The sequence below is a fragment of the Paenibacillus sp. Y301 genome (genome assembly GCF_059445505.1).
Genome location: NZ_JCAIUL010000014.1, coordinates 79,962 through 105,303 on the forward strand (window position 1 = coordinate 79,962; position 25,342 = coordinate 105,303).

A 25,342-nucleotide genomic window follows, 5' to 3' on the forward strand; every position below is an offset into this window, starting at 1 on the left:
TTTCTTATATTAAAAAAAAGCCAGTCGGTGTGCACCCGATCTGGCCTTTTTTATCTATGTTAAATTATTTTTTCAAGTTGTAGAAAGATTTCATACCGTTGTATTGAGCTAATTCACCCAATTGATCTTCGATGCGAAGCAATTGGTTGTATTTAGCGATACGGTCAGTACGGGAAGGAGCACCTGTTTTGATCTGACCAGCATTTGTTGCAACAGCGATATCAGCGATTGTGCTATCTTCTGATTCACCAGAACGGTGAGAGATAACAGCTGTGTAACCAGCGCGCTTAGCCATTTCAATTGCATCGAAAGTTTCAGTCAATGTACCAATTTGGTTAACCTTAACCAAGATGGAGTTACCGATACCTTTTTCGATACCTGTTGCAAGACGCTCAGTGTTCGTAACGAACAAGTCATCACCAACCAATTGAACTTTATCGCCCAATTTTTCAGTAAGCAATTTCCATCCATCCCAGTCATCTTCGGACATACCGTCTTCGATTGTGATGATTGGGTACTTCTCAACCCATGAAGCAAGAAGATCAACATACTCAGCGGAAGTGTAAGATTTACCTTCACCAGCAAGTGTATATTTACCATCTTTGTAGAACTCAGTAGAAGCAACGTCCATACCTAGGAATACATCAACGCCTGGTTTGTAACCAGCTTTTTCGATAGCTTCGATAATTGTTGTGATTGCTTCTTCATTTGAGCTAAGGTTCGGTGCGAATCCGCCTTCATCACCTACAGCTGTGTTCAATCCTTTAGAACTCAATACGGATTTCAAGTTGTGGAAGATTTCTGCTCCAACACGAAGAGCTTCTTTAAAGCTTGGAGCTCCTACTGGAAGAACCATGAACTCTTGAACGTCGATGTTGTTATCAGCATGCTCACCACCGTTGATGATGTTCATCATTGGTACTGGAAGAACTTTAGCGTTGAATCCGCCAAGGTAAACATACAAAGGAAGATCCAAAGCGTCAGCAGCAGCGCGAGCTACAGCCATGGATACAGCTAGAATAGCATTAGCACCCAATTTACCTTTGTTGTGTGTTCCATCAAGAGTGATCATCATTTTGTCGATACCGACTTGATCCAATGCATCCATACCAATAACTTCAGGAGCAATAATGTCGTTTACGTTCTTAACAGCTTGCAATACACCTTTACCAAGGTAACGAGATTTGTCACCGTCACGAAGCTCAACCGCTTCATGAGCACCAGTAGATGCACCGGATGGTACGATTGCACGGCCAAGACCGCCTGATTCCAAATATACTTCAACCTCAACTGTTGGGTTACCACGAGAATCTAGGACTTCGCGAGCATACACGTCAGAAATAATAGTCATGTGTTTTTTCTCCTTTGTTTGAACATCATTTTTTTGTAAAAATTCACTTATTTGTGACTAGCTATCATAGATACGCCAGTCATTTCAACAGGTTTAGGCAATTGCATTAGATCTAGGATCGTAGGTGCAACATCTGCCAATATACCACCATCGCGTAACACAACATCAGAAGCTGTCAGAATGAACGGAACAGGATTAGTTGTATGTGCAGTAAATGGACGTCCTTGCTCATCAAATACCATATCAGCGTTACCGTGGTCAGCAATAATAATGGCTACCCCGCCTTTAGCAATGACAGCATCAACCACTTTACCCATACATTCATCCGTCACTTCAACTGCCTTAATCGTAGGCTCAAGCATACCTGAGTGTCCTACCATATCCGGATTCGCGAAATTAAGAATGATGCAATCGTGATTCTCAGCTTCGATCTCTTTCACTGCAGCATCAGCTACTTCATAAGCACTCATCTCTGGTTGCAAATCATACGTAGCTACTTTTGGTGAATTAATCAGAATACGAGTCTCACCTGGCAGTTCAACATCGCGCCCACCACTGAAGAAGAAAGTGACATGCGGATATTTCTCTGTCTCAGCAATACGTAGTTGTTTCTTGTTGTTCTGTACCAATACTTCCCCAAGCGTATTATCTAGGTTCTTCGGTTCATATGCAACATAACCTTCTACGGTTTCACTGAACATCGTCAAGCATACAAAGTGTAGATTCTCAGGGAACTTAGGTCCACGATCGAAACCGCGGAAATCCTTGTTCGTGAACACTTGAGACAATTGAATTGCACGGTCAGGACGGAAATTCAAGAATACAATTGAATCTCCGCTTTCAACTGTAGATACTGGGTTACCCTGCTCATCTACAATAACGGTAGGTTCTACGAATTCATCAAAAATCGATTTCTCGTATGATTCCGTCACAGCTTGAAGCGCGTCTGTATACTGTGGTCCATCTCCATAAACGATAGCACGGTATGACTTCTCAACCCGTTCCCAACGTTTGTCACGGTCCATAGCATAATAACGGCCCTGTACTGTCGCAATTTTACCGATCCCAACTTGTTCCATCTTAGCATTCAATTGTTCAACGAAATGCTTACCTGAGTCTGGAGATACGTCACGTCCATCTAGAAAGGCATGAATATAGACTTCGTCCAGACCTTCCTTCTTAGCCAAATCGAGCATCGCAAAGACATGTTCAATGTGACTATGTACACCTCCATCGGACAATAGACCATAGATATGGAATTTCTTATTGTTTACCTTGGCAGCGCGAACAGCTTCCACCAATGTAGGATTCTCATAGAACTCGCCATCACGAATGGATTTGGAGATACGAGTCAAGTCCTGATAAACAATACGGCCTGCACCAATGTTAAGATGACCTACCTCAGAATTACCCATTTGTCCTGCTGGCAATCCAACTTCTTCACCACAAGCAATAAGAGTAGAGTTAGGATATTGGCTCATCAACCGTTCATAGTTAGGCTTTTTGGCTTGTGCTACCGCATTACCCTCTTGAGTATTACGAAGTCCGAAACCATCCATGATGATTAAGGCTACCGGTCTTGGTGCTGGCATCTTACTTCGCCCCCTCAACAAGCTGAACGAATGAATCAGGTTGCAAGCTAGCTCCGCCGACTAATGCTCCGTCAATGTCGCTTTGACCCATGTATTCTACCACATTCTCAGGCTTCACACTACCGCCATATTGAATACGTACAGCATTCGCAACATTCTCACCATATAAACCTTTAACTAGATCACGGATATAGGAAATAACCTCATTAGCATCTTGTGCAGTTGAAGATTTACCTGTACCAATAGCCCAGATTGGTTCGTATGCGATAACGACTTGAGCTGCTTGTTCAGCAGTCAGCCCTTTCAAGGCACCTTCAGTCTGAACTTTACATACTGCTTTAGTCTGGTCAGCTTCACGTTCTTCTAGCTTCTCACCAACGCAGATGATCGGTGTAATGCCATGTTTAAACGCAGCGTGTGCTTTCTTGTTTACAATTTCATCGGATTCAGCGAAATAAGCACGACGTTCGGAGTGACCAATAATGACATAGTCAACGCCTAGATCTTTTAACATAACGCCACTGATTTCACCAGTGTAAGCACCGTTGTCTTCGAAATGTAAATTCTGCGCACCAATCTTGATAGCAGTTCCTTTAACAGCTTCTACTAATGCTGGAAGGTTGGTAAATGGTGCACAAATAACACTCTCAACACCAGTTACTTCTGCTTTACCTTTGATTTCTTCAATAAACGCTTCAGCCTCTGGAACTGTTTTAAACATCTTCCAGTTACCTGCGATAATAGGTGTTCTCATGCTATTCACTCCTTGTATTCCCTACACATTTATATCTGACGGGCTGTCCACCCTCAACATGCTAGGTGAAGCAATCCGTCATTTATAAACGAATATTTAGGATTTATTTATCGTTCAATGCCTCTACACCAGGAAGTTTTTTGCCTTCCATGAACTCAAGGGAAGCTCCGCCACCCGTAGAGATATGATTCATTTGATCAGCTAAATGGAATTTCTCAGCTGCTGCAGCTGAATCTCCACCACCAATGATCGTATAAGCATCCGTAGTAGCACATGCCTGAGCTACTTCTAGTGTACCATTAGCGAATGGTTCCATTTCAAAAACTCCCATTGGTCCATTCCATACAACCAATTTGGAGTTTTTGATTACATCAGCATAAAGAGCACGAGTCTTCGGTCCGATATCTACGCCTTCCCAACCTGCAGGAATGCTATCGATGTCAACGATTTGAACATTTGCATCAGCACTGAAGTCGTCAGCAATGACAATGTCGACCGGAAGCATGAAGTTTTTACCAAGCTCTTTAGCCTTCTCAATGAATCCTAGTGCAGTGTCAAGTTTAGAATCATCACACAGGGATAGACCAATTTCATGTCCTTGTGCTTTGAAGAACGTATAAGCTAATCCACCACCGATAAGCACGTTATCAGCAAGATTTAGCAAGTTGTTAATTACGTCAATTTTATCTTTAACCTTCGATCCCCCAACGATCGCTGTAAAAGGACGCTCAGGCGTAGAGAATGCTTTACCTAGCACGGACAATTCTTTTTCCATCAATAGTCCGGATACTGCTGGCAGAAGATGAGCAATACCTTCTGTAGAAGCATGAGCACGGTGAGCAGCGCCAAAGGCGTCATTCACGAACAAATCTGCTAGTTCAGCAAATTGTTTCGCTAGTTCAGTGTCATTCTTCTCTTCTCCAGGATAGAACCGCACGTTCTCAAGCAATAATACGTCACCATTAGTCATTTCAGCAATTTGGGATTTAACAGCTTCGCCAACAGACTCATTAGCTTTGATCACTTTCTTACCGAGCAACTCAGACAAACGCTCAGCTGCAGGAGTCAAACGCATGGATTCTACCACTTGTCCGTTTGGACGCCCCATATGACTTGCCAAAATAACTTTAGCTCCGTGTTCTACCAAATATTTAATCGTTGGTAGAGTTTCACGAATACGTGTATCATCGGTAATTTTACCATCTTCGAGTGGTACATTGAAATCGACACGAACAAATACTCTTAATCCATTAACCTCTACATCCCGTACACTCTTCTTATTCATCTCCACGTTCCCCCACACCCATTATATTTTTATCGATTGGAATCTAAGGAATAACATTTAAAGCATCTACAGCATGACGCCCATGAAGGAGCGTAACCGTTCTATAAACCCATATCTTAAATTTAAGATATTTTTTCGTTATTTTATAAAGAGCGGAAACCATATTACCCGTTTCCGCTCTTTAAGTTTTCTAAGTGCTTTGTCTTTATTACTTAGCCAATTTAGCGAAGTATTCCAAAGTACGAATAAGTTGTGCTGTGTAGGACATTTCGTTGTCATACCAAGCTACTGTTTTAACCAATTGTTTGTCGCCAACAGTCAATACTTTTGTTTGTGTAGCGTCAAACAATGATCCGAATGTAATACCTTTGATATCAGAAGATACGATTTCGTCTTCTGTGTATCCATAAGTGTCCACATCAGAAGCAGCTTTCATAGCAGCGTTAATTTCTTCAACAGTTACATTCTTTTCAAGAACAGTAACCAACTCAGTCAATGAACCAGTTGCAACTGGAACACGTTGAGCAGCACCATCCAATTTACCTTTAAGTTCAGGAATAACTAGGCCGATTGCTTTAGCAGCACCCGTTGTGTTAGGAATAATGTTCTCAGCAGCTGCGCGAGCACGACGGAAGTCTCCTTTAGCGTGAGGAGCATCCAAAGTATTTTGGTCGCCAGTGTAAGCGTGGATTGTTGTCATCAAACCTTCAACAATACCGAAATTATCTTGTAATGTTTTTGCCATAGGAGCTAGGCAGTTAGTAGTACAAGAAGCACCAGAGATTACAGTTTCAGTTCCATCAAGGATTTCATGGTTAACGTTGTAAACAACAGTCTTCATGTCGCCTGTAGCTGGAGCAGAGATAACGACTTTTTTAGCTCCGCCTTTCAAATGCTTCTCAGCTGCTTCTTTAGTAGTGAAGAATCCAGTACATTCTAGTACGATTTCTACACCAAGATCTCCCCAAGGCAATTCTTCAGGGTTACGGTTAGCTAGAACCTTAACTTCTTTACCGTTTACTTTGAAGAAACCGTCATGTACTTCAACGTCACCATCAAAGCGACCTTGAGTTGTATCATATTTTAAAAGATGAGCTAACATTTTAGCATCTGTTAAGTCATTAATAGCTACTACTTCGATACCTTCCACAGCTTGAATACGACGAAATGCAAGGCGACCAATACGTCCAAATCCGTTAATACCAACTTTTACAGTCATTTAATATTTCCTCCCGAAATTCGTTTTTATTTATTCAAGACGGGTTATTAAGCCTGTCGTGACAACAAAATAATAGTCAATCTTCTAAGTTGTGAGAGCCTGTTCTTCCATCTCTCTCTCAATTTCTAAGGCGGCAGCCTCGTCTGTGACGAGTATATCTTCCTGACCAAACCTAAGAACGGCGTGTATTGCTCTGGCCTTACTCTTACCGCCTGCAATCCCAATTACAATTTCAGTGTTCATGATATCTTCCAGTCGAAGACCTAAAATCATCATCTTATGAACCATAGCACCTTTATCATTGAAATAATAACCAAAGGACTCAGCAACTGCGCCATCCACTCTAATAGCTTCAATTGTAGCTGCATCAAGCTTTCTGCGACGTGTCATTTCCATGGCATCACCAATGCCGTGCACGATGATTCTTGACTGTCTGATTAACTGAACAATTTCCTGAATGTTCTTATCTTGGACAAGCGATTGATAAGCATCTTCGCTGAGTAAATCCGGCAAATGCAATAATCGATATTGGGCTCCCACACTCTTAGCCATCGTAGAAGCAACGGTGTTCGCTTGGAACTCCATGCTCTCACCTAGTCCACCACGAGCTGGTACGAACCAAGTTCGCTTAGCGTGGGATGATGACTGTTGAGTCAGTTGCTCAGCGACTGCAGCAAGTGTTGAACCTCCTGTAACAGCGATTATATCCTCATTACTCATGACGCTTAGCAGGGCCTTTGCACCTGCACGCCCCAATTCTCGTTTAGAGAACGTCGATAACTCAGAATCACCAGGCACAATCACTACCTTACGTAGTCCATATGCTTGACGAATTCTATCTTCCAAATCAGCGAGTCCAAATAGATTCTTAGCAATGGGCTCTAGCGACTCCAGCAATTTTCTACCTGAATCACTAATTTTCATCCCCGTACTTTCAATCTCTATTAGTCCTTGCGATTTCAATAGATCTGTCTCGGACCGTAATACACGTTCCGTCATATGAAGCGACGCGGCGAGCGTTCTACGACCAATCATATCAAACAGCATGATTCGTTGAAGAATACTATACCTTGTCTTGAGTGTTTCCATGAGATCAGGCAGAAGCTGCTTTTGTATTTCCAATAAATTTCGCATGCTTTCCACTCCTGCTACATTCTCCATGGCCTTAAAATGTCCCGGGTTAACTTTTTAAGTCCCACCTCTATTGTAACCAATATTTGCTCCTGTTGCAAGCATTCCCTGAGTATATTTCACAAGTTTTGAAATTCTTATACATAATAAGTACCAATCCCTCATACTACATATCTTCGCTATCTATCTTCTACTTATTATGCAAAGTAAAATGAAGATACATCATGATAGTCCTTGCTATTGTTGCGTATTTATCATATAATGATTTTTGCTATTGCTTAACGTGCGCCCGTGGTCAAATGGATATGACGTAGGCCTCCGAAGCCTGAGATCGAGGTTCAATTCCTCGCGGGCGCGCCATTATTATTGCAGTAGCTTGTCTCTATAATATCTTTAACCAAACGCTCAAAGTCCAATCAGGGCTATTTTTTTTGTTCAGAGTTTGACTTTCTTTGACTTTTTCATTTAAAATGTTTATCATGTGGTAAATACGGTAATCGTATGTATAATAAAGGTTATAATTTAGCTAAATAAAGGGAGGTTTTCAACGTGGGTTATATTCCTATGGTCGTTGAACAAAGCAACCGCGGTGAACGCGCTTATGACATCTATTCTAGACTTTTGAAAGATCGCATCATTTTCTTAGGTTCTGATGTAAATGACATGGTTGCCAATTCCATTATCGCACAAATGCTATTTCTAGCTGCTGAAGACCCAGAGAAAGATATCTCTTTATATGTAAACAGTCCTGGTGGATCCATTACAGCCGGAATGGCAATATTTGACACGATGCAGTATATCAAGCCTGATGTATCTACAATTTGTGTAGGTATGGCTGCTTCAATGGGAGCTTTCCTATTGAACGCAGGTGCAATTGGTAAACGTTATGCTCTTCCAAACAGTGAGATCATGATTCACCAACCTCTAGGTGGTGCACAAGGTCAAGCATCGGATATAGAAATTCGTGCTCGTCGTATTCTCAAAATGCGTGATAAGTTGAACAAAATATTGTCCGAACGTACAGGGCAACCACTTGAACGTATCGAGAAAGATACCGATCGTGATTACTTCATGAGTGCTGCAGATGCTGCGGCGTACGGCATCATCGACAAAGTTATCGAAAAGCCATTAGCTCTATAAAATAAGAACTTTTCTCTATAAAAAACCATGTTCCCTAGAGGAACATGGTTTTTTGTTTTATTATTTTAAAGTAGGTAGCACTTGATTATAGGGGATCACAAATGTTGGAATACCTGCAACATAGGGTGTATAGGCATATTGTTGAAAGAACAACGCTAAGCCATCCGTTTTGAGAAAGTAGTCTGCATCATCTTTAAGCCCTTTAAAATCTTCATAGTGCCCATTTATTTCTTTGAGACTCTTCACAACAAATTGATTTAACTCCACTTTATAGGTGGGCTTTTTCTCTTTCAATAGGTCATCTAACGAAAGTAGCTTTCCATTCTTTAAGGAAAAGGTTAATCCTGTCTGCCATGTGCCCCCATGTGCTCCACCCGTATAACTATACTGATCTACAACGATACTTAGCATTCCATTCTCATTGTATGTCACAATATAGTTCTGAAAGAATTGGTAGGTGTGCTCGACAGAACTATCTCTCTTAGCAGCCTGTTCTTTAGAGGCATCTACGAATTGGTCCTTGAGCTTCTCTAGGATAGTGTTAATCTCTTTCTCCGCGTCTGCATTCTCAAGTCCACTAATGATAGGGTAGCGTAACAAGAAAAGGGCATCCTTCGTCTTCGTCTCATCAGATTCTGATTTAATGATCGTATGGTTCTCCACTCTTGGAGTAATACTCAGAGATTTAAGTGATGGATTCCATACGCCTTGATACCCCAAGTAATCACTCATCAACTTGAACGGGACATATAATTTGCCTTTGATATTCTGAACTTCATAGTTATTAACGTAATAGTTATTAATGTTTGTGTTAACCCCATACTCCATTACATCGATATTCAACTGTCTATGCCCACTACCAACACTATAAGTTCTTGTGCCTGGATTATATGTTAAAGGGAGCCCCATTTGATCTCTCAGTACAGTCACGGGAATCAAAGTATTCCCATTATGAATTAGCCCTTTCTGGGATAACGTCGTTCCCTTCCATTTCAGAACCACAGAGGTTTGTTGAATAGTACCTTTTGTCGCATTCGGTGCTGCGTATGTGGATGCTTGTCCTGTATATCCTAGACTAGTACCTAGAATACCAGCTAATAAAACTGCCACACTATATCTCATTACCTTATTCATTTTCCAATACTCCCTTCAACAACTAATTAATGGTATTACTTCATAGTATATCGAAACGGAAAATGAATAAAGTAACATCTGAGTAACAGTATTGTCGTTAGTTGTAAGAGTTAATCAGCCATCAATAAATCGTTAATTCTGTTCGTGATACCCCTTATCTCCATAGGGTTGAAGCTTAAGTAGCCACTTCTGTTCTAATTCCTCGAGCTCTTTCTTAATTTTTTTATTCGATGGGTGGTTTACAGGTACATTCACTGGGACCATACCGATTAGAGACTCACCTTCCTCCAGTTTCAATTTCTCCAATATTTCCAACTTAAATTGATGTTCACCGTATTCCTTCCATTCCTTCTGCAATGCCTTACAGTCATGATTCCCCATATTTAGCATGAACACATCTTTATTGAGCGCTCCATGTAAATTCAGGCTACTTCCGATCCATATTTTATGATTCGCCAAATTGTAGATTTGATATACTCCGATTTCACGTGGACGTTGTTGATACTCTGTTACTAATTGTTTACGTCTTTGCTGATCCATGTCGATCCCTTCCTTCATCATCGTTTGTTATTTCGTCTTACTTTTCACCCAATATTGACTGCCATCCGGTTCCCGCTCCATGAATCCATATTCAATCAAATAACGTCTTAATGTAACATAGTCATCTAACCGAGCTTGAAGGACTGCGTTGACCTCTTTTTCCGTATAGTACTTTTGAACATCAAACAATTGAATAAGATGACGCAAAATTACGATCTTTCGCTTTTCTTTCTTGGGAAATTCTTTTAACGGGCCCTCTAGACCCTGACTAAAATACGTATTAAGAATATCTTCATTCTCTTGCTGCGTGATCGAGTGTCGTTCATCCAACAGCGAAGGAGAATCATGAATATGGATATACTTGTTCTTATTGCTTGATCTCTCCTCCACTAGCTCCATAATGGACAGAAACACCTTTGCTTGCTTCATCTTCTCACGTAAAGTAAAGCGGTGATTCCGAATAGTTGAGGCACTTCCTCCATCTAGTTCTTTAACGATCTCTTGGTCACTTAACCCCATTTGAAAATAGTTCAATAACGTTCGCTGCAAATCTGTTAATCCCGTCCATTTCTTATCTAATCCTAGTAAAAAGTCCACCATTGACGTGTGTTCCCCTGCAATATGCCGACGTACATATTTCTCCGCTTCGTAGAATACCTCTTCTTCCTTATAGATAATACCCTTCTCATATCGCAACCCGCAGACTAAACAAACATATGCCTCCTGTTCTGCATCGTACACATAACCTTGCTTAATTTCCTCAACACTCGCGTTCCAGAAATATTTTGATAAATACCCCATAATTATAGACACCTTCCAATATTGTTTGCTTATTTAATAGACATTATATGTTATCGTTTGTTTTTAATCAAGTTAGTCTGACTTGATTCATCTAAGCAGCGTTATCCTTACAAGCATAAACGGCCTCGCCGTCCTTTAGCGGCGAAGAAACGTTTAGATTTTAACAAAAAAAGCAATTCAAAGCTACGACTGTAGCTTCGAACTGCTTCCAAATATCACTTACTCTTTTATGTGTACAGAATGTTATTCCCGACCGCTTTTCAATTCTGTCCAATACCGATCATAGATCTGCAGGGTATCCCCTACATCACTCAACCATTCTGTCCGATTTAGTTCTTCTTCTGTCAGGTTGATCATCGTATTACTACGATAGGTTTCACTATGGAACTCCATCGCTTTGGTATTCGGATCACTATAACCAATAGCTTCATAGTTGGTCGCACTCACTTGAGGATCCAGCATATAATTGATGAATTTCTCTGCTAATGCTTTATTCTTAGCCCCTTTAGGGATCGCATAGTTATCAGAGAATATCGTCGCCCCTTCTTTAGGCACAACGTACGCAATATCCGGGTTATCCTTTACAATATACGCAGCATCTCCGGACCATACTGTACTGATCCATCCCTCTTCTTGAATCATCTTTTGTTTAATAGTATCTGTATCAAAAGCTAGGACGCTTGGGAGTAATGTCTTCAAATCGTCTACGGCTGTTTTAATCTCCGCTTCATTGGTAGAACTGTTTGAGAACCCTTGCTTCTTAAGAGCCATACCGATTACTTCACGGTTGTCATCTAATAGCAATACTTTTCCCTTATAGGCTGGATTCCATAGATCTTCCCAACTATCAATTGGATCTTTGATATATTTCTTGTTATATGCAATTCCGGTTACACCAGAAGTATAGACAATGGAATATTTATTCTCTGGATCGAACGTTGGGTCTTTGAATGTATCCGAAATATTAGTGAAATTCGGGATATTACTCTTATCCAATGGTTCTAGCAGATTGTTCTTGATCATCGTCTCCACCATATAGTCTGACGGTTGGATTAGATCATAACCTCCGCCTCCAGCTTTAATCTTGGCTAATAGATCCTCATTATTTGCATAAATATCATATGTTACGTCCACATTGAACTCTTTCTCGAAATCCGATATCACCGATTCATCAAAATTGTCCGCCCAGCTGTAAATATGCAACTTCTCTTTGGAGGAACAACCACCCAAAAGGGAAATTGCCAAAACTCCAACTCCAAGCATACTAAAAAATCCAGTTCTTTTCACAGTTACGTATCTCCTCTCTTTCGTTAAACCTTTTTATATGGCAAATGTACAAGTTACTCTTACAACTTGGCCATCCATCATTTGTAATGATATATTCTCAAACTACGGTATTAAAAGGGCAACATCTTATGTTTCTTCTGTCCTTTTCCTCGATTCAACGCGTATTGCGCCAACAATATCAAGGTGATGCTAACCAGTATAAGCAACGTACACAATGCATTAATCTCTGGTGATATTCCTCGTTTCACTTGCCCATAAATATAGATGGGGAGCGTCGTCGAGCTAGGCCCAGCCACGAAGAAACTAACCATGAAATCATCAAGTGAAAGTGTAAATGCAATAAGGGCCCCTGAGATAATACCAGGTGTAATCTGTGGTAATGTGATGTGTCGGAAAGTCTGCCAATAACTAGCTCCAAGGTCCTGAGCTGCCTCTTCAAGTTGTCTACCCATTCCCGCTAATCTTGCGGTCACAAGAACGTATACATAAGACAGACTAAACGTAATATGGGCAATCATGACTGTTGACTTCCCTAAAGGGATTTGAAGTTGGCTGAATAGCACTAGTAACGACAAGCCCATGATGATGTCCGGGATAATTACAGGCATATACAACATCCCATTTAGTGGAGTTTTCCACTTCTTCGCCATTTCGCGCATAGATAAAGCTGAGATCGTACCCAATAAAGTCGCTGCAATAGTTGAAACAACAGCAATGATAAGACTATTAGTTAAAGCTTCCATAACGTGGCGATCTCTCATTAAAGAGGAATACCAATCAAGCGTGAAACCCTTCCAATCCCCACTTAGGCGTGTGTTATTGAAGGAATACACAATAACGAGCACAATGGGTACGTAGATGAATATCATCATTAATGCAGAATGAATACCGAGAAGTGGATGTCCTTTCTTCTTCATTTGCTTCCACCCTCCCTTGTACGATCGCTACGTGACTTCATAGCTCGACTAAATAATACAATCAGTATAAGCGAAGTCAATACAAAAATAACGGATAGCGCTGAACCGAAGGGCCAATTACGCGCTCCAAGAAACTGTGCCTGAATAATGTTACTAATCATAGAGGATTTCGATCCTCCTAGAATATCTGTAACAACGAACATTCCCGCAGTAGATACAAAGACAAGCACAGACCCCGTCATAATACCTGCCTTACTCTGTGGTAAAGCAATATGCCAGAATGCCTTCCATCGACTGGCTCCTAAATCACTTGCAGCATCAAGCAAACGTCGATCAATCTGCTCGATAGCCACATATAAAGGTAGCACCATAAAAGGAATGAAATTATATACCATCCCTAACAGAACAGCGCCCTTGGTATAGAGCATTTGCAATGGTTCATCTATCCATCCAAAATGGATCAGTAAACTGTTCACCACACCCTGTGTTCGAAGCAGTAATACCCAAGCGTAAGTCCGTATCAAGAAATTAATCCAGAAAGGAATCGTAATTAGTATCATACCCCAATTCTGCATTCGAGGAGAAGCATTGGCTAAATAATAGGCTAATGGATAACTTACAACTAGACATATCAAGGTCGTCATGAAGGATAATACGATTGTATCCCAATAGATCCCTAGATAAAGGGAATCCCAGAATGTCTTATAACCTTCCCAACTGAAACTAAAGACAACATTACCCAGTGTGTCGCGTTGCATGAAAGACATGGCCACAACGATAAGCATGGGGACAATCAAGAATAATCCTAACCATATCAATACAGGTGTAAAGAACCATTTGGACTTGTTCACGGTTGGATCACCACCTCATCCTTAGGGTTCCAGCTCACCCCAATCCGTTCCCCTACTTGCCATGCCTCTTCATCCGTTGAATCCAGAACCATCGTCACTATCATGGCTGCTTGCTCACCTACTTGATCTAGTTCAACCAATAATTTATGCACATTTCCCAGATACAGAACATCTTGAATAACACCTGACTTCATCGAACCTTCTACGCTTCGTTGTGGGCGTAACTTCTCAGGTCTTACTGCAAATAAACCTTGGGGTGATGTAAAGATATTATTCTCACCAACAAAGGTTGCTGCAAATAGTGTACGTGGTGAAGAATAGATTTCTTTAGGGGTTCCGATCTGTTCAACTTGCCCATTATTCATAATAACGATTCGATCAGACATCATCATAGCTTCCTCTTGATCATGTGTTACATATACAAAAGTTATACCCAATGTACGCTGAAGGTGCTTTAATTCGGTTTGTAAATTTTTGCGCAACTGTAAATCTAGTGCCCCAAGTGGCTCATCGAGTAACAACACTTTCGGTTTATTCACTATAGCTCGGGCTATAGCTACCCGCTGTTGTTGGCCTCCCGATAGTTGATGAGGATAACGTCCGGTTAGAGCCGTTAGCTGCGTCATGGCAACTGCCTCTGCAATCCGTACCTTTTGTTCATTCTTTGGTATCTTTTTCATTTTTAATCCAAAGGCAATATTCTCTTCCACCGTCATATGTGGAAATAGCGCATAGTGCTGGAATACCAAATTCAAGTCTCTTTCGTTAGGAGACTTATCCGTCACAACTTTCCCAGCAAGTACGATATCCCCATCCGTAGGTTGCTCAAAACCCGCAATCATGCGAAGAATAGTCGTCTTCCCACATCCACTTGGACCCAGCAACGTAAGGAATTCACCTTCCTTAATGTTCATGGATAATGGTTTTACCACCACTTGCCCTTCAAATTGCTTCTCGATCTTGACGAGTTCAATCATAAGTACCAACCCCTTTTTTCATCGTATAGATTCCGTTTACATTATGTTCATAGCTTCTAACATTTTTAAAAAGCCATATCATCTGTATGGCTTTCTTTCATTCTTATTATTCAATCATTTAATCCTAAACATGCACATACCATTTTCGCATATTCACTATAACGTTTTTCGCCTTGAGGTACAACAACTTTCTATCGTTTTCGACAATAACAAATCTACATTCGTCACAAAACATTAATCAGCATTTAAAAAGTCACCCTCCCGCGACAACGTTTCGTCGAAGGAAGGTGACTCTAGTGAACACAATTATTCATTTAACCTAGATGTTATTTAATTTCATATTGTACGCTAAGCTGTGTTGCTACTTTAACTTCCCCAGCTTCAACAGCTGACGAACCTGCTGAGTCCATGCTCGACTTCGCATTCATTAACATTTCAGTTTGCGCGTACACGACTGGGTTACTCATATCTCCCTGACTAACGGTTAGAACCATACCTAATTGTCGATTCGCTGCTTTCGCAATAGCACTAGCCTTCAGATTAGCGTTAGCCATCGCCTTCTCAATCACTTGCGTCTCGAACTGATCACGATTCTCTATCGAGAAGCGAACATTATCAATGTTATTTGCCCCTACATTTGATGCCGCATCAAGTAGTTCACCAATCTTAGCAAGATCACGATAAGTCACTTGAATCGTATGATTTGCATTATACCCTTTCACTTTTTGTCCTTCTTTTTCTGTATAGGTATAGTTAGGTTGCACATAGAACTGTGTGCTCTTAATATCTTTATCAGCGATCTTCCATGTGTTCTTCAATAGATCATTCAACTTCTTCATCTTAGCTGCATTTGCCTTTTGTGCTGCTTGAGCCGTATCCGCCTGCGAAGTTACACCAATAGATAAATACGCAATGTCTGGTGTAATCGAGATTTCACCTGTACCTACAACATTAATTACATTACGTTGTACTTCGTCTGCATACACCTTAGAAGTACTAGTTAACGAACCCGTAACCCCTGTTAATCCTAACACCAATGCACCTGCTACTAATAAACTCCCCGTTTTCTTCACCCATCTTTGCATGACCTTCGCCTCCTAAAAGTTTTACGGAGTAAAGCTAACTTCGTAAGCATAGTCTGAGCATCACGAAGTAAAGCTTGCCCCGTATGCATCATCTTTATCTTGTTTGAGTTAATTTTATCCGCACTCGTAAAATTATTCCTTTATTTACCCTTTAGACGAGGTTTATTAGGAAAGGTTGCATAAGGGGAGAAATAAATTTAATTAATAAGATTTAGGAGGCATCACAATAACAAAAAGGAGCTAATCCTTTAGGGATCGGCTCCTTAATGTATGCAATTGAATGTCGAGAACGCATCGATTATGGGTCGATTACTGGTTCTCTAATTCCTCTTTACTCACCAAATTGACTAAAGCAGTTACAGCCTGCTCAGCATCAGCACCTTCAGCACTAATGTTGATTTCCGTACCTGAGCTGATTGCAAGACTCATTATACCCATGATACTTTTAGCATTCACTTTTTTATCGTCTTTTTCCACGAAAATTTCGGACGAGTACTTGTTCGCTTCTTGAACGAACAATGCTGCCGGTCTCGCGTGAAGACCCGTCTTTAGACGGACAACTACTGGGTGTTTTGTCATGGAAACTTACCCCCTATTTATAAATCTATACACTGAATTACCATTTTTATTAATAACATTATACCATTATAACATGAAGGACACTAGAGTAAAAACTTAACCATTGCGAATTTTATCGGCCATCTCATCAATCTTACGCAAACGATGATTTACGCCTGATTTACTGACTGTGCCTTTGAGCATCTCACCGACTTCTTTCAAGTTCATATCAGGATGAACAAGCCGAACCTCTGCTACTTCTCGCAGTTTCTCTGGTAAATTTTCTAATCCCATTTCACGTTGTAATAGCTTAATATTCTCGATCTGTCTCACTGCTGCACCAATTGTTTTATTCAAGTTGGCGGTCTCACAGTTTACAATCCGATTTACGGAATTTCTCATATCACGCATAATACGAACATCTTCAAACTTAAATAACGATTGATGTGCACCGATCATACTGAGAAATTCGATAATCTTCTCGCCTTCCTTAATGTAAAGAACGAATCCCTTTTTACGCTCAATAAAACGTGCATTCAAATTGAACTCGTTAGCCAGATCTACTAGTGCCTTACAATGGTCTTCATACATGGAGGAAATCTCCAAATGATAAGAGGACCCCTCTGGGTTATTCACTGATCCACCTGCCATGAATGCACCTCGTAAATATGCCCGTTTACAGCAATTTTTACGAATAAGATCAGGTTGAATGTCTGGTGTAAATATAAAACCTTCGGAAACAATATGAAGTTCCTTCAGAATTTCCTGTACCTGGGCTGGAATACGTACGATATAGACGTTGTTCTTTTTTAATCTCATTTTTTTACGGACAAGTAGTTCAGTATGCGCTTGAAAGTATTTTTTGATCAAGGTATAAATTCGCCTTGCTATCGCGGCATTTTCTGTCGAGATATCTAAAATGACCTTTTTGTTGGACAGCTGAACTGAACCATTCATTCGAATTAATGCTGATAATTCAGCCTTCTCACAACATGCCTGTCCTTCAACCATAGTCAATTCTTTTTTGGTCTGTGCCGCAAATGACAAGGGACTCACCTCTCTCGTAAGATCCAATTTTGTACTAGTTGATATATATGTTGACTTAACTTCTCTGCATCATGCCGTAGATATGTCCGAAATAGGACTAGCGTGTCAGCTATCACTTTATAGCCTTGCCCGGTCAATTCATCCATGTCCAATTGGACGGGCCTTGCACCCTTCTCAGCATATTTATTTTGAACTTGAGTCGGGATATCACCATTATTTACAATGACATAATCAAATAGTTGTGTACCAATATGATCATAGATTGCATTCAAATGGTCACTGACTGTATAGTTATCTGTTTCTCCAGGTTGCGTCATGACATTACACACAAAAATCTTAATTGCGTCTGATGCACACACCGCTTCCGCAAGCTTGGGAACGAGTAGATTTGGAAGAATACTTGTATATAAGCTACCTGGTCCAATCAAAATTGCATCTGCCTGACGAATCGCCTCCACAGCCTCTGGCAACGGCTCCACGTGAGTCGGATCAAGAAAGACACGCTTAATCCTACCTCCGGCTTCTGGAATTTTGGACTCACCGATGACAATACTTCCATCTTCCATCTCTGCATGGAGAGTTACAGCAACACCTGCTGCAGGCAGCACCTGACCACGAACAGCAAATACCTTACTCAACTCTCGAACAGCCGTTACAAAGTCTCCCGTAATGTCTGTCATCCCTGCCAATATTAAATTGCCTAAGCTATGACCAGCAAGTCCAGTACCATTGTTAAACCGATAGCTCAACATTTCCGAAAGTAGCGGTTCCACGTCTGCAAGTGCAGTTAACACATTCCGAATATCACCAGGTGGGGGCATCTGCAACTCACTTCGCAATATGCCCGAACTTCCCCCGTCATCAGCTACCGTAACAATCGCTGTAATATCCAGAGGCTTTTCCTTTAGTCCCCGAAGCATGACGGACAATCCCGTTCCTCCGCCCATTACAACAATTCGTGGACGCGATCTTGTTGGCTCTGCCACTTTCATCAGACTTCACCTCATTAATGCCGGTCACGATCTCGTTCAGAGTCTCGGTGGCTAACGGAGACGGTCTCAGTCTCGCTGGTACTCAGCATCTTACCTAAGTACTCCGCAATAGCAACAGAGCGATGCTTGCCACCCGTACATCCAATAGCGATAATGACCTGGCTCTTACCTTCTTTATAATACTGTGGAATTAAGAAATGGAGCATATCCAACAGTTTAACTAGGAACAATTGGGTCTCAGCCCACTTCATCACATACTCATACACTTCATTGTCTTGCCCCGTTCGTGGACGTAAGTGATCTACGTAGTGAGGGTTTGGCAAGAACCTTACATCAAATACTAAATCTGCATCTATGGGTATTCCATATTTAAATCCAAAGGATGTAATATTGACTGACAAGGTATTTGGTTCAAGATGCGAGAAGCGAGAAATAATTTTCTCCTTCAATTGTCCAGGCTTCGTGCTACTTGTATCAATCAACTGCGTCGCAGAGACTTTAAGTTCCTCCAACATCTTACGCTCTAGGCGAATACCATCTAATGGCATCCCCTCAGGAGCTAACGGATGGCGTCTACGACTCTCTTTATAACGTTGTACAAGAACAGAGTCGGTCGCATCAAGGAACAGAATCTCGCAACGCATGGTGAAATGCTTTTTAATATATAATAAAGATTCCGATAGAGCCGTGAAGAATTCACGTCCACGTAAGTCAATCACTAAGGCAACCTTAGCAATCTTACCGTTTGATTGTTCAATGAGTTCTGCAAACTTTGGGATTAATACCGGTGGAAGATTATCCACACAGAAGAACCCTAGATCTTCTAGGCTTTGTACCGCAAGTGTTTTTCCCGCGCCTGACATACCCGTAATAATTATTAAGGTGGCCACGGCCGACGCAGCATTGTCATTTTCCAGCATCAGCTTTCACTCCCTTGTCCATGAGTTCACAAGCTTTTGACGGGTTTTATATGAAGTAGTTTCTACGAACGAAGGTGCAGACCTGCTGCTCCAACGATCCCCGCATTGTTTCCTAATAGAGCAGGTAGAATCGAAACACCCTGTAGTAAAGGATCTGGTGTGTACTTCGCATATACTGCACGAACCTCATTAAACAGAATATCTCCTGCATAGGCAACTCCGCCACCAATAATGAATACTTCTGGATTCAGTACTGCAGCTACAGCTGCCATCGATTTACCCAAATAGAAAGCGGCACGATTCACAATACGCATGGCAACTTCATCACCAGCTTTAGCTGCATCGAATACTTCCTTAGCATTCATTTTCTCTACTGTAGAAAGTGTTGTACGATCTCCACGTTCAACAGCATCCTTCGCCATACGAATAATACCTGTTGCAGAAGATACGGTTTCAACACAACCCTTTTTACCACATCCACATTGAATAGCTTCTAGATCAGGCACAACTGCAATATGTCCAATCTCTCCTGCCATCCCTGAGAAACCTTGATATATTTTACCATTTAAAATAATGCCTCCACCTACACCTGTTCCAAGTGTATAGCACACACAATTATCTACTCCACGTCCGGCACCACTCCAAGCTTCACCCAGAGCAGCCACGTTAGCATCGTTATCTATTTTGACCGGCTTGCCCAGACGTTCCTCTAAGAGTGAACGTATCGGAACATCACGAAAGCCTAAGTTCGGTGCTTGAATGATAATCCCTTCACGGACATTCGTAAAGCCAGCAACCCCAGCACCTACACCCTCAAGCTGGTCCCAACTATATGAAGAATTCTCCACAATGTCTCGTACATATTTCACAATATTATCAATAACGACCTGAACGCCTTTTGCACTTTCTGTGGGTCCTTCATGCGTCAGAAGAAGCTTCCCCTCTTTATCACAAATCCCAACTTTTATCGCCGTTCCGCCTAAATCCACACCTACATAGATACTTTCAGACATGTAACAAGCCACCTTTTTCACTCTAAAATAGTTTTGAGCCTACGTACCCACTATAATTGATGCCCTCAATATGGTCAAGAGAAGCACAACTCTAGCGCAATCCCCACGGATAGAATTAATACTTCATTTATATAGCATTTTTAAGATGATATCACCTTAGGTTGCAAACTTATTTGTGAACTGATGCACAAACATGTTGTTGGATATGATGACAATTGTCATCTTGATTTACTGACACTTTTAACTAACGCAAACATATCCTATCTTTTAATATGGAAATATAAGGAGTTTAAAATATAAATGAGGGGGTTCATTATGAATTCAATTGTGGATGTGACTGGCGTTACCAAACTTTACGGAACAAAAAAGGCAGTTGATCATGTGTCTTTTTCAATTGAGAAAGGTTCCATCGTTGCCATTCTAGGTCCTAACGGTGCAGGGAAAACCACTGTCCTGTCGATGTTATTAGGCCTAATTAAACCAAGTCAGGGTACGGTACGCGTTCTAGGTAAAGACCCTAAGGATATCGAAGTGCGCAAGAAGATTGGGGCAATGCTCCAAGAAGTGAGTGTCATGGATGGTCTGAAAGTACGTGAGTTGATTACCTTAATTCGAAGTTATCATCCGCATCCACTTGATCTTGATCAACTAATACCACTAACTGGACTGAACGAGGAAGATCTCAATCGATTCGCATATAAGCTATCTGGAGGACAAAGAAGAAGACTTGGGTTCGCACTGGCTCTTATAGGCAATCCTGATCTCATTTTCTTAGATGAACCAACCGTAGGTTTAGATGTTACCGCTCGTCGGTTGTTCTGGGATCAAGTTCGTTCACTGACTAATCAGGGCAAAACCATTCTATTTACCACACATTACCTTTCCGAAGCTGAAGATTGTGCAGATCGTGTTATTTTATTTGACCAAGGTGTCATTATAGCTGATGGTACTCCTGATGATATCAAATCTAAACTCACGAAATCTTCTGTCTCCTTCAAATCGAATGACCCTCATCTGACTGAGGCACTTCTCAATTTATCAATGGTTGTGGATGTATATGAAAAAGAAGGGCGAATCTATGCTGTGACCGAGAATACAGACAGGATGTTGGCGTCACTTTTTAAACATAAGTTTGCAGTCAATGATATTCGCGTCGAGCATGGCCGTCTTGATGACGCCTTCGAACAATTAACACTTCATCCTGATTCTATGAATCACAAGAAGGGGGCTATCTAACATGTATGCGTTAACTATGCAGTGTAAGGCAGAGATACGAAGAATTTTCCGCAATCCTTATTATGTATTCTGGTCACTAGTATTACCTATTCTGTTTTATTACGTATTTACGAAACTTATAAACACCAATACCGATGATAATGAACTTTGGCAGGCACATTACTTGATGTCTATGACCACATTTAGTGTCATGGGTTCATCAATTATGACGTTAGGCATTCGTATTGTTCAAGAACGAGTGCATGGATGGTCTACCTACATTCGCATAACACCACTTCCTGATGGCATCTATTTCTTCGGCAAAATGTTCGGGCAAACGATGATGCATTTATTTTCTATTATTGTTATTTTTGCTTCAGGATATTTAATGAATGGCGTGTCCTTATCTGCATGGCAATGGATTCTCAGTGGACTATGGATATTAATCGGATGCTCACCATTCTTAGCCCTAGGAACCTTAGTTGGAACTATGAAAAGAGTAGATACGGCAAGTGGCGTTAGTAATGCGATTTACATGATCATGGCAATCATGGGTGGAATGTGGTTTCCTATCGATGCTTTCCCTAAGGTGTTACAGACTATTGGCCACTGGCTTCCTTCTTATAATTTTGGGAATGGTGCTTGGGAGATTGTACGTGGGAATACACCCGAGTGGAATAACATATGGATTCTGCTGGGATATCTTGTATTTTTCATGGTATTATCGACATATATTCGTAAAAAACAGGAAGCGGTGTAAACTACCTCATGCCCGAGAGATTTCAAGTTTTCCCCAAGAAACTAGGATTCTACCCTTACGTTTGGTTAATTTATATCTTCATACCTATCTTTATTATGTCCCAGGAGCAGGGGATGAAGATGGTATATGGTTATTTGATGATTGGTATATTCGTAGTCTCCTATCGCCAACTTTATTTCGCCTCAGAACATAGAAGCTTCTCTTATTGGCTTGCCTCACAAATGGTTATTATTTTTATTCTTAGCCTATTTTATAATCCATACAACTTATTTATGGGTTTCTTTACCGCTAACTTCATTGGATATTACACCAACTCACTAAAATTCAAAGTCTCCTTATGTATATTAGCCATCATTGAATTTCTACCGCTTATTCTACATTTGAAGACCATTCCACCAATGCAATATTTGATTTTACTCCCGTTTATTATCATCATGCTTATTACTCCTTTTGGAATACGATCTATGAATAAGCATCAGCAATTGGAGATCCAGTTAGATGAAGCTAACGAACATATCAGAGAACTCGTTAAGCGGGAAGAACGGATGCGCATTGCTAGAGATCTACATGACACATTGGGGCACACATTGTCTTTAATTACTTTGAAAAGCCAGATCGTGAATCGGCTCATTACCATGGATCCAGAGCGGGCACAGCTTGAAGCTAAGGAAATTGAACGTACCTCAAGAGCGGCTCTTCGACAGGTTCGTGAACTTGTATCGGACATGAGGGCAGTGACCATTGCTGAGGAGTTAATAGATGTTCAGGTTATTTTGCACAATGCCAATATCATATCCTCCTTCGAAGGTGATGTTACGTTAGTGGGGGTTCCCGATCTCACTCAAAATATTCTTAGCCTATGCCTGCGGGAATCCGTCACAAATATGGTGAAACATAGCCGAGCCAATCGTTGTATGATACGGATCGAACAGCAATTGTCGAAGGTCACCCTTATCATTAGCGATGATGGTATAGGGTTACGTGAAGATCATCAAGATGGCAATGGATTAAAAGGGATGGGTGAGAGGCTTTCTTTAATTGACGGTTCTCTAATCTTATCTTCGGAGGAAGGCACTACCTTAACAATTACTATACCTATTATTATGAAAGATCATTCAGAGGAGGAGACAGCATGATACGGGTTCTTCTTGCCGAAGATCAACGGATGTTGCGTGGTGCGTTAGCCTTATTATTAAATCTAGAAAGTGATATCGAGGTGATCGGTCAGGCTTCAGACGGGCAAGAAGCCCTCACTCTCATCGCTTCTCATGTACCTGATGTCTGCTTGCTAGATATCGAGATGCCCGTTAGGACAGGTCTTGATGTTGCTGAACAGCTATATCAACAAGGTTCCCCATGTAAAGTCATTATTCTAACTACCTTTGCCCGCCCAGGGTACTTCGAACGTGCCATAAAGGCTGACGTGCAGGGTTATTTATTAAAAGATGAACCTAGTGAAAAACTTGCCCAGTCTATACGACGGGTCATGATGGGACATCGAGAAATATCCCCTGAGCTCATTTTCGGAACTCTAAAGGAAGCAAATCCTCTCAATCCTCGCGAGCGTGAGATTCTATCCCTGTCTTCCCAAGGAAAGTCGGCTAATGAAATATCATTAATGCTCCATCTCTCCTATGGAACGGTACGCAATTATATCTCCGAAGCGTTGAATAAACTAGGCGCTAATAATCGAATGGAGGCCATTCGGACGGCCGAGGAGAAGGGGTGGTTATAAATATTGAGAGTCTTAAATACAACACAAAGACCCTGACGGAACGTTTATCCGTCAGGGTCTTTTTAATTAAGTGACCATTATAGTTACTTATCTAGAGTCTCGCTCCAGTCATGTACCATGTTGCCTTCAATAAATTTCTCAGCATCCATCGCTGCCATACATCCTGATCCAGCTGCCGATATTGCCTGGCGATAACGAGTATCTTGTACATCACCGCAAGCGAATACTCCTGGAATGTTGGTTTCTGTTGTACCTGGTTTTACGAGAATATAACCTACATCATCCGTAGTAATCTGATTATCCAAGAACTTCGTGTTTGGTGTATGTCCAATCGCTACAAATACGCCGTCTGCTTCGATCAGTTCTTCTTGATTCGTCTCATTATTCAGGACCTTTAGTCCTTTGAGACCCATTCCTTCAGATACAACCTCCAGTGGAGTACGATTCAATGCCCACAGGACCTTCTCATTCTCACGAGCACGATCTTGCATGATCTTAGAAGCACGCATCTCTTCACGACGGTGTACTAGGGTTACACTAGAACCAAAACGCGTTAGGAAGCTAGCTTCCTCCATAGCGGAGTCTCCGCCTCCAATAACGATAATCTTTTTCCCACGGAAAAAGAACCCGTCACATGTCGCACATGTGCTGACACCACGCCCAATGTTCTCTTGCTCACCTGGAATACCTAGGTATTTCGCCGATGCACCTGTTGAAATGATAATCGTCTCAGCTACTAATTCGCCCATGCCGTCTACTTGAACCTTAAACGGTCGTTGCGAGAAATCCACCTTCTCTACCCAACCTGTTTTGAATTCAGCTCCGAAACGCTCAGCCTGCTTGCGCATATTATCCATTAATTCAGGTCCCATAATCCCCTCTGGGAATCCTGGAAAGTTCTCAATTTCAGTAGTTGTCGTTAACTGACCACCTGGTTGCATACCTTCAATTACGAGTGGCTTCATGTTCGCACGTGCTAAGTATATAGCTGCAGTTAATCCTGCAGGACCTGTTCCGATGACGATTGATTTATACATA

At 41.3% G+C, this 25,342-nt stretch carries 25 protein-coding genes and 1 tRNA gene; 6 read left to right on the forward strand and 20 right to left on the reverse strand.

Translation table 11 applies throughout. The features are described 5' to 3' along the window. Nucleotides 1-64: 64 nt before the first annotated feature. The 6 genes from eno to AC1D69_RS20125 form a co-directional block, all read right to left on the reverse strand. The gene (eno, locus tag AC1D69_RS20100; RefSeq protein ID WP_495457922.1) at nucleotides 65-1,351 is read right to left on the reverse strand and encodes a phosphopyruvate hydratase; all 1,287 of its coding nucleotides are present in this window, start codon (nucleotides 1,349-1,351) and stop codon (nucleotides 65-67) included. A 47-nt stretch (nucleotides 1,352-1,398) separates the two neighbouring features. Continuing rightward, on the reverse strand, nucleotides 1,399-2,943 hold the full coding sequence (gene gpmI / locus AC1D69_RS20105) for a 2,3-bisphosphoglycerate-independent phosphoglycerate mutase (protein ID WP_495457923.1): 1,545 nt from the start codon (nucleotides 2,941-2,943) through the stop codon (nucleotides 1,399-1,401). A 1-nt stretch (nucleotide 2,944) separates the two neighbouring features. Then, on the reverse strand, nucleotides 2,945-3,697 hold the full coding sequence (gene tpiA, locus AC1D69_RS20110; protein WP_495457924.1) for a triose-phosphate isomerase: 753 nt from the start codon (nucleotides 3,695-3,697) through the stop codon (nucleotides 2,945-2,947). A 103-nt stretch (nucleotides 3,698-3,800) separates the two neighbouring features. After that, nucleotides 3,801-4,982: a phosphoglycerate kinase gene (locus tag AC1D69_RS20115; protein WP_495457925.1), complete on the reverse strand. Its 1,182-nt coding sequence runs from the start codon at nucleotides 4,980-4,982 to the stop codon at nucleotides 3,801-3,803. Between the two features lie 208 nt (nucleotides 4,983-5,190). Further along, entirely contained in the window at nucleotides 5,191-6,201 is a 1,011-nt protein-coding gene (gap, locus tag AC1D69_RS20120; protein WP_495457926.1) for a type I glyceraldehyde-3-phosphate dehydrogenase, read from the reverse strand. A gap of 84 nt (nucleotides 6,202-6,285) precedes the next feature. Continuing rightward, a complete protein-coding gene (locus AC1D69_RS20125; RefSeq protein ID WP_495457927.1) occupies nucleotides 6,286-7,335 on the reverse strand; it encodes a sugar-binding transcriptional regulator in 1,050 nt (349 codons plus the stop codon). A gap of 282 nt (nucleotides 7,336-7,617) precedes the next feature. On the opposite strand from AC1D69_RS20125, the gene AC1D69_RS20130 reads away from it, so the two are divergent. Together AC1D69_RS20130 and clpP are read left to right on the forward strand one after the other, a co-directional pair. Beyond that, nucleotides 7,618-7,692, forward strand: a tRNA-Arg gene (locus AC1D69_RS20130). 189 nt (nucleotides 7,693-7,881) lie between these two features. Next, nucleotides 7,882-8,472: an ATP-dependent Clp endopeptidase proteolytic subunit ClpP gene (clpP, locus tag AC1D69_RS20135; RefSeq protein ID WP_495457928.1), complete on the forward strand. Its 591-nt coding sequence runs from the start codon at nucleotides 7,882-7,884 to the stop codon at nucleotides 8,470-8,472. A 60-nt stretch (nucleotides 8,473-8,532) separates the two neighbouring features. Here clpP and AC1D69_RS20140 read toward each other — a convergent pair whose 3' ends face one another. From AC1D69_RS20140 to AC1D69_RS20200, 13 genes are all read right to left on the reverse strand, one after another. Continuing rightward, nucleotides 8,533-9,606 (reverse strand): DUF3298 and DUF4163 domain-containing protein, encoded by a 1,074-nt coding sequence (locus AC1D69_RS20140; protein ID WP_495457929.1) that lies wholly within the window; start codon nucleotides 9,604-9,606, stop codon nucleotides 8,533-8,535. Between the two features lie 132 nt (nucleotides 9,607-9,738). Then, nucleotides 9,739-10,146, reverse strand: a complete 408-nt coding sequence (locus tag AC1D69_RS20145) for a GIY-YIG nuclease family protein (RefSeq protein ID WP_495457930.1) — start codon at nucleotides 10,144-10,146, stop codon at nucleotides 9,739-9,741. Between the two features lie 27 nt (nucleotides 10,147-10,173). Further along, on the reverse strand, nucleotides 10,174-10,947 hold the full coding sequence (locus AC1D69_RS20150; protein WP_495457931.1) for a DUF2087 domain-containing protein: 774 nt from the start codon (nucleotides 10,945-10,947) through the stop codon (nucleotides 10,174-10,176). A gap of 243 nt (nucleotides 10,948-11,190) precedes the next feature. Beyond that, nucleotides 11,191-12,210, reverse strand: a complete 1,020-nt coding sequence (locus AC1D69_RS20155; RefSeq protein ID WP_495457965.1) for a polyamine ABC transporter substrate-binding protein — start codon at nucleotides 12,208-12,210, stop codon at nucleotides 11,191-11,193. A 134-nt stretch (nucleotides 12,211-12,344) separates the two neighbouring features. Next, nucleotides 12,345-13,151 (reverse strand): ABC transporter permease, encoded by an 807-nt coding sequence (locus AC1D69_RS20160; protein WP_495457932.1) that lies wholly within the window; start codon nucleotides 13,149-13,151, stop codon nucleotides 12,345-12,347. Next, entirely contained in the window at nucleotides 13,148-14,002 is an 855-nt protein-coding gene (locus AC1D69_RS20165) for an ABC transporter permease (protein ID WP_495457933.1), read from the reverse strand. Before AC1D69_RS20165 ends, AC1D69_RS20160 begins: the two co-directional genes overlap by 4 nt. Further along, entirely contained in the window at nucleotides 13,999-14,979 is a 981-nt protein-coding gene (locus tag AC1D69_RS20170; RefSeq protein WP_495457934.1) for an ABC transporter ATP-binding protein, read from the reverse strand. Before AC1D69_RS20170 ends, AC1D69_RS20165 begins: the two co-directional genes overlap by 4 nt. Nucleotides 14,980-15,305: 326 nt before the next feature. Then, nucleotides 15,306-16,064, reverse strand: coding sequence for an SIMPL domain-containing protein (locus tag AC1D69_RS20175; protein WP_495457935.1), 759 nt, complete (start codon nucleotides 16,062-16,064; stop codon nucleotides 15,306-15,308). Between the two features lie 309 nt (nucleotides 16,065-16,373). Beyond that, nucleotides 16,374-16,643, reverse strand: coding sequence for an HPr family phosphocarrier protein (locus AC1D69_RS20180; protein WP_429374001.1), 270 nt, complete (start codon nucleotides 16,641-16,643; stop codon nucleotides 16,374-16,376). A gap of 96 nt (nucleotides 16,644-16,739) precedes the next feature. Then, nucleotides 16,740-17,669, reverse strand: coding sequence for a DNA-binding protein WhiA (whiA, locus tag AC1D69_RS20185; protein WP_495457966.1), 930 nt, complete (start codon nucleotides 17,667-17,669; stop codon nucleotides 16,740-16,742). 5 nt (nucleotides 17,670-17,674) lie between these two features. After that, nucleotides 17,675-18,661 (reverse strand): gluconeogenesis factor YvcK family protein, encoded by a 987-nt coding sequence (locus AC1D69_RS20190; RefSeq protein ID WP_495457936.1) that lies wholly within the window; start codon nucleotides 18,659-18,661, stop codon nucleotides 17,675-17,677. A 14-nt stretch (nucleotides 18,662-18,675) separates the two neighbouring features. Next, nucleotides 18,676-19,581: an RNase adapter RapZ gene (rapZ, locus tag AC1D69_RS20195; protein WP_495457937.1), complete on the reverse strand. Its 906-nt coding sequence runs from the start codon at nucleotides 19,579-19,581 to the stop codon at nucleotides 18,676-18,678. A gap of 62 nt (nucleotides 19,582-19,643) precedes the next feature. Further along, nucleotides 19,644-20,594: an ROK family glucokinase gene (locus AC1D69_RS20200; RefSeq protein ID WP_495457938.1), complete on the reverse strand. Its 951-nt coding sequence runs from the start codon at nucleotides 20,592-20,594 to the stop codon at nucleotides 19,644-19,646. A gap of 315 nt (nucleotides 20,595-20,909) precedes the next feature. On the opposite strand from AC1D69_RS20200, the gene AC1D69_RS20205 reads away from it, so the two are divergent. Genes AC1D69_RS20205 through AC1D69_RS20220 form a run of 4 tightly spaced genes read left to right on the forward strand, consistent with a single transcriptional unit; the run spans nucleotide 20,910 to nucleotide 24,304 of the window. Further along, entirely contained in the window at nucleotides 20,910-21,830 is a 921-nt protein-coding gene (locus AC1D69_RS20205; RefSeq protein WP_495457939.1) for an ABC transporter ATP-binding protein, read from the forward strand. Nucleotide 21,831: 1 nt separating this feature from the next. Further along, on the forward strand, nucleotides 21,832-22,569 hold the full coding sequence (locus AC1D69_RS20210) for an ABC transporter permease (protein WP_495457940.1): 738 nt from the start codon (nucleotides 21,832-21,834) through the stop codon (nucleotides 22,567-22,569). A gap of 8 nt (nucleotides 22,570-22,577) precedes the next feature. Continuing rightward, a complete protein-coding gene (locus AC1D69_RS20215; RefSeq protein ID WP_495457941.1) occupies nucleotides 22,578-23,705 on the forward strand; it encodes a sensor histidine kinase in 1,128 nt (375 codons plus the stop codon). Then, complete coding sequence (locus AC1D69_RS20220) at nucleotides 23,702-24,304, forward strand: response regulator transcription factor (RefSeq protein WP_495457942.1); 603 nt, start codon at nucleotides 23,702-23,704, stop codon at nucleotides 24,302-24,304. Before AC1D69_RS20215 ends, AC1D69_RS20220 begins: the two co-directional genes overlap by 4 nt. Before the next feature lie 83 nt (nucleotides 24,305-24,387). Here the strand turns inward: AC1D69_RS20220 and trxB are convergent, their stop codons facing one another. Beyond that, nucleotides 24,388-25,341: a thioredoxin-disulfide reductase gene (trxB, locus tag AC1D69_RS20225; protein ID WP_495457943.1), complete on the reverse strand. Its 954-nt coding sequence runs from the start codon at nucleotides 25,339-25,341 to the stop codon at nucleotides 24,388-24,390. Nucleotide 25,342 lies beyond the last annotated feature (1 nt).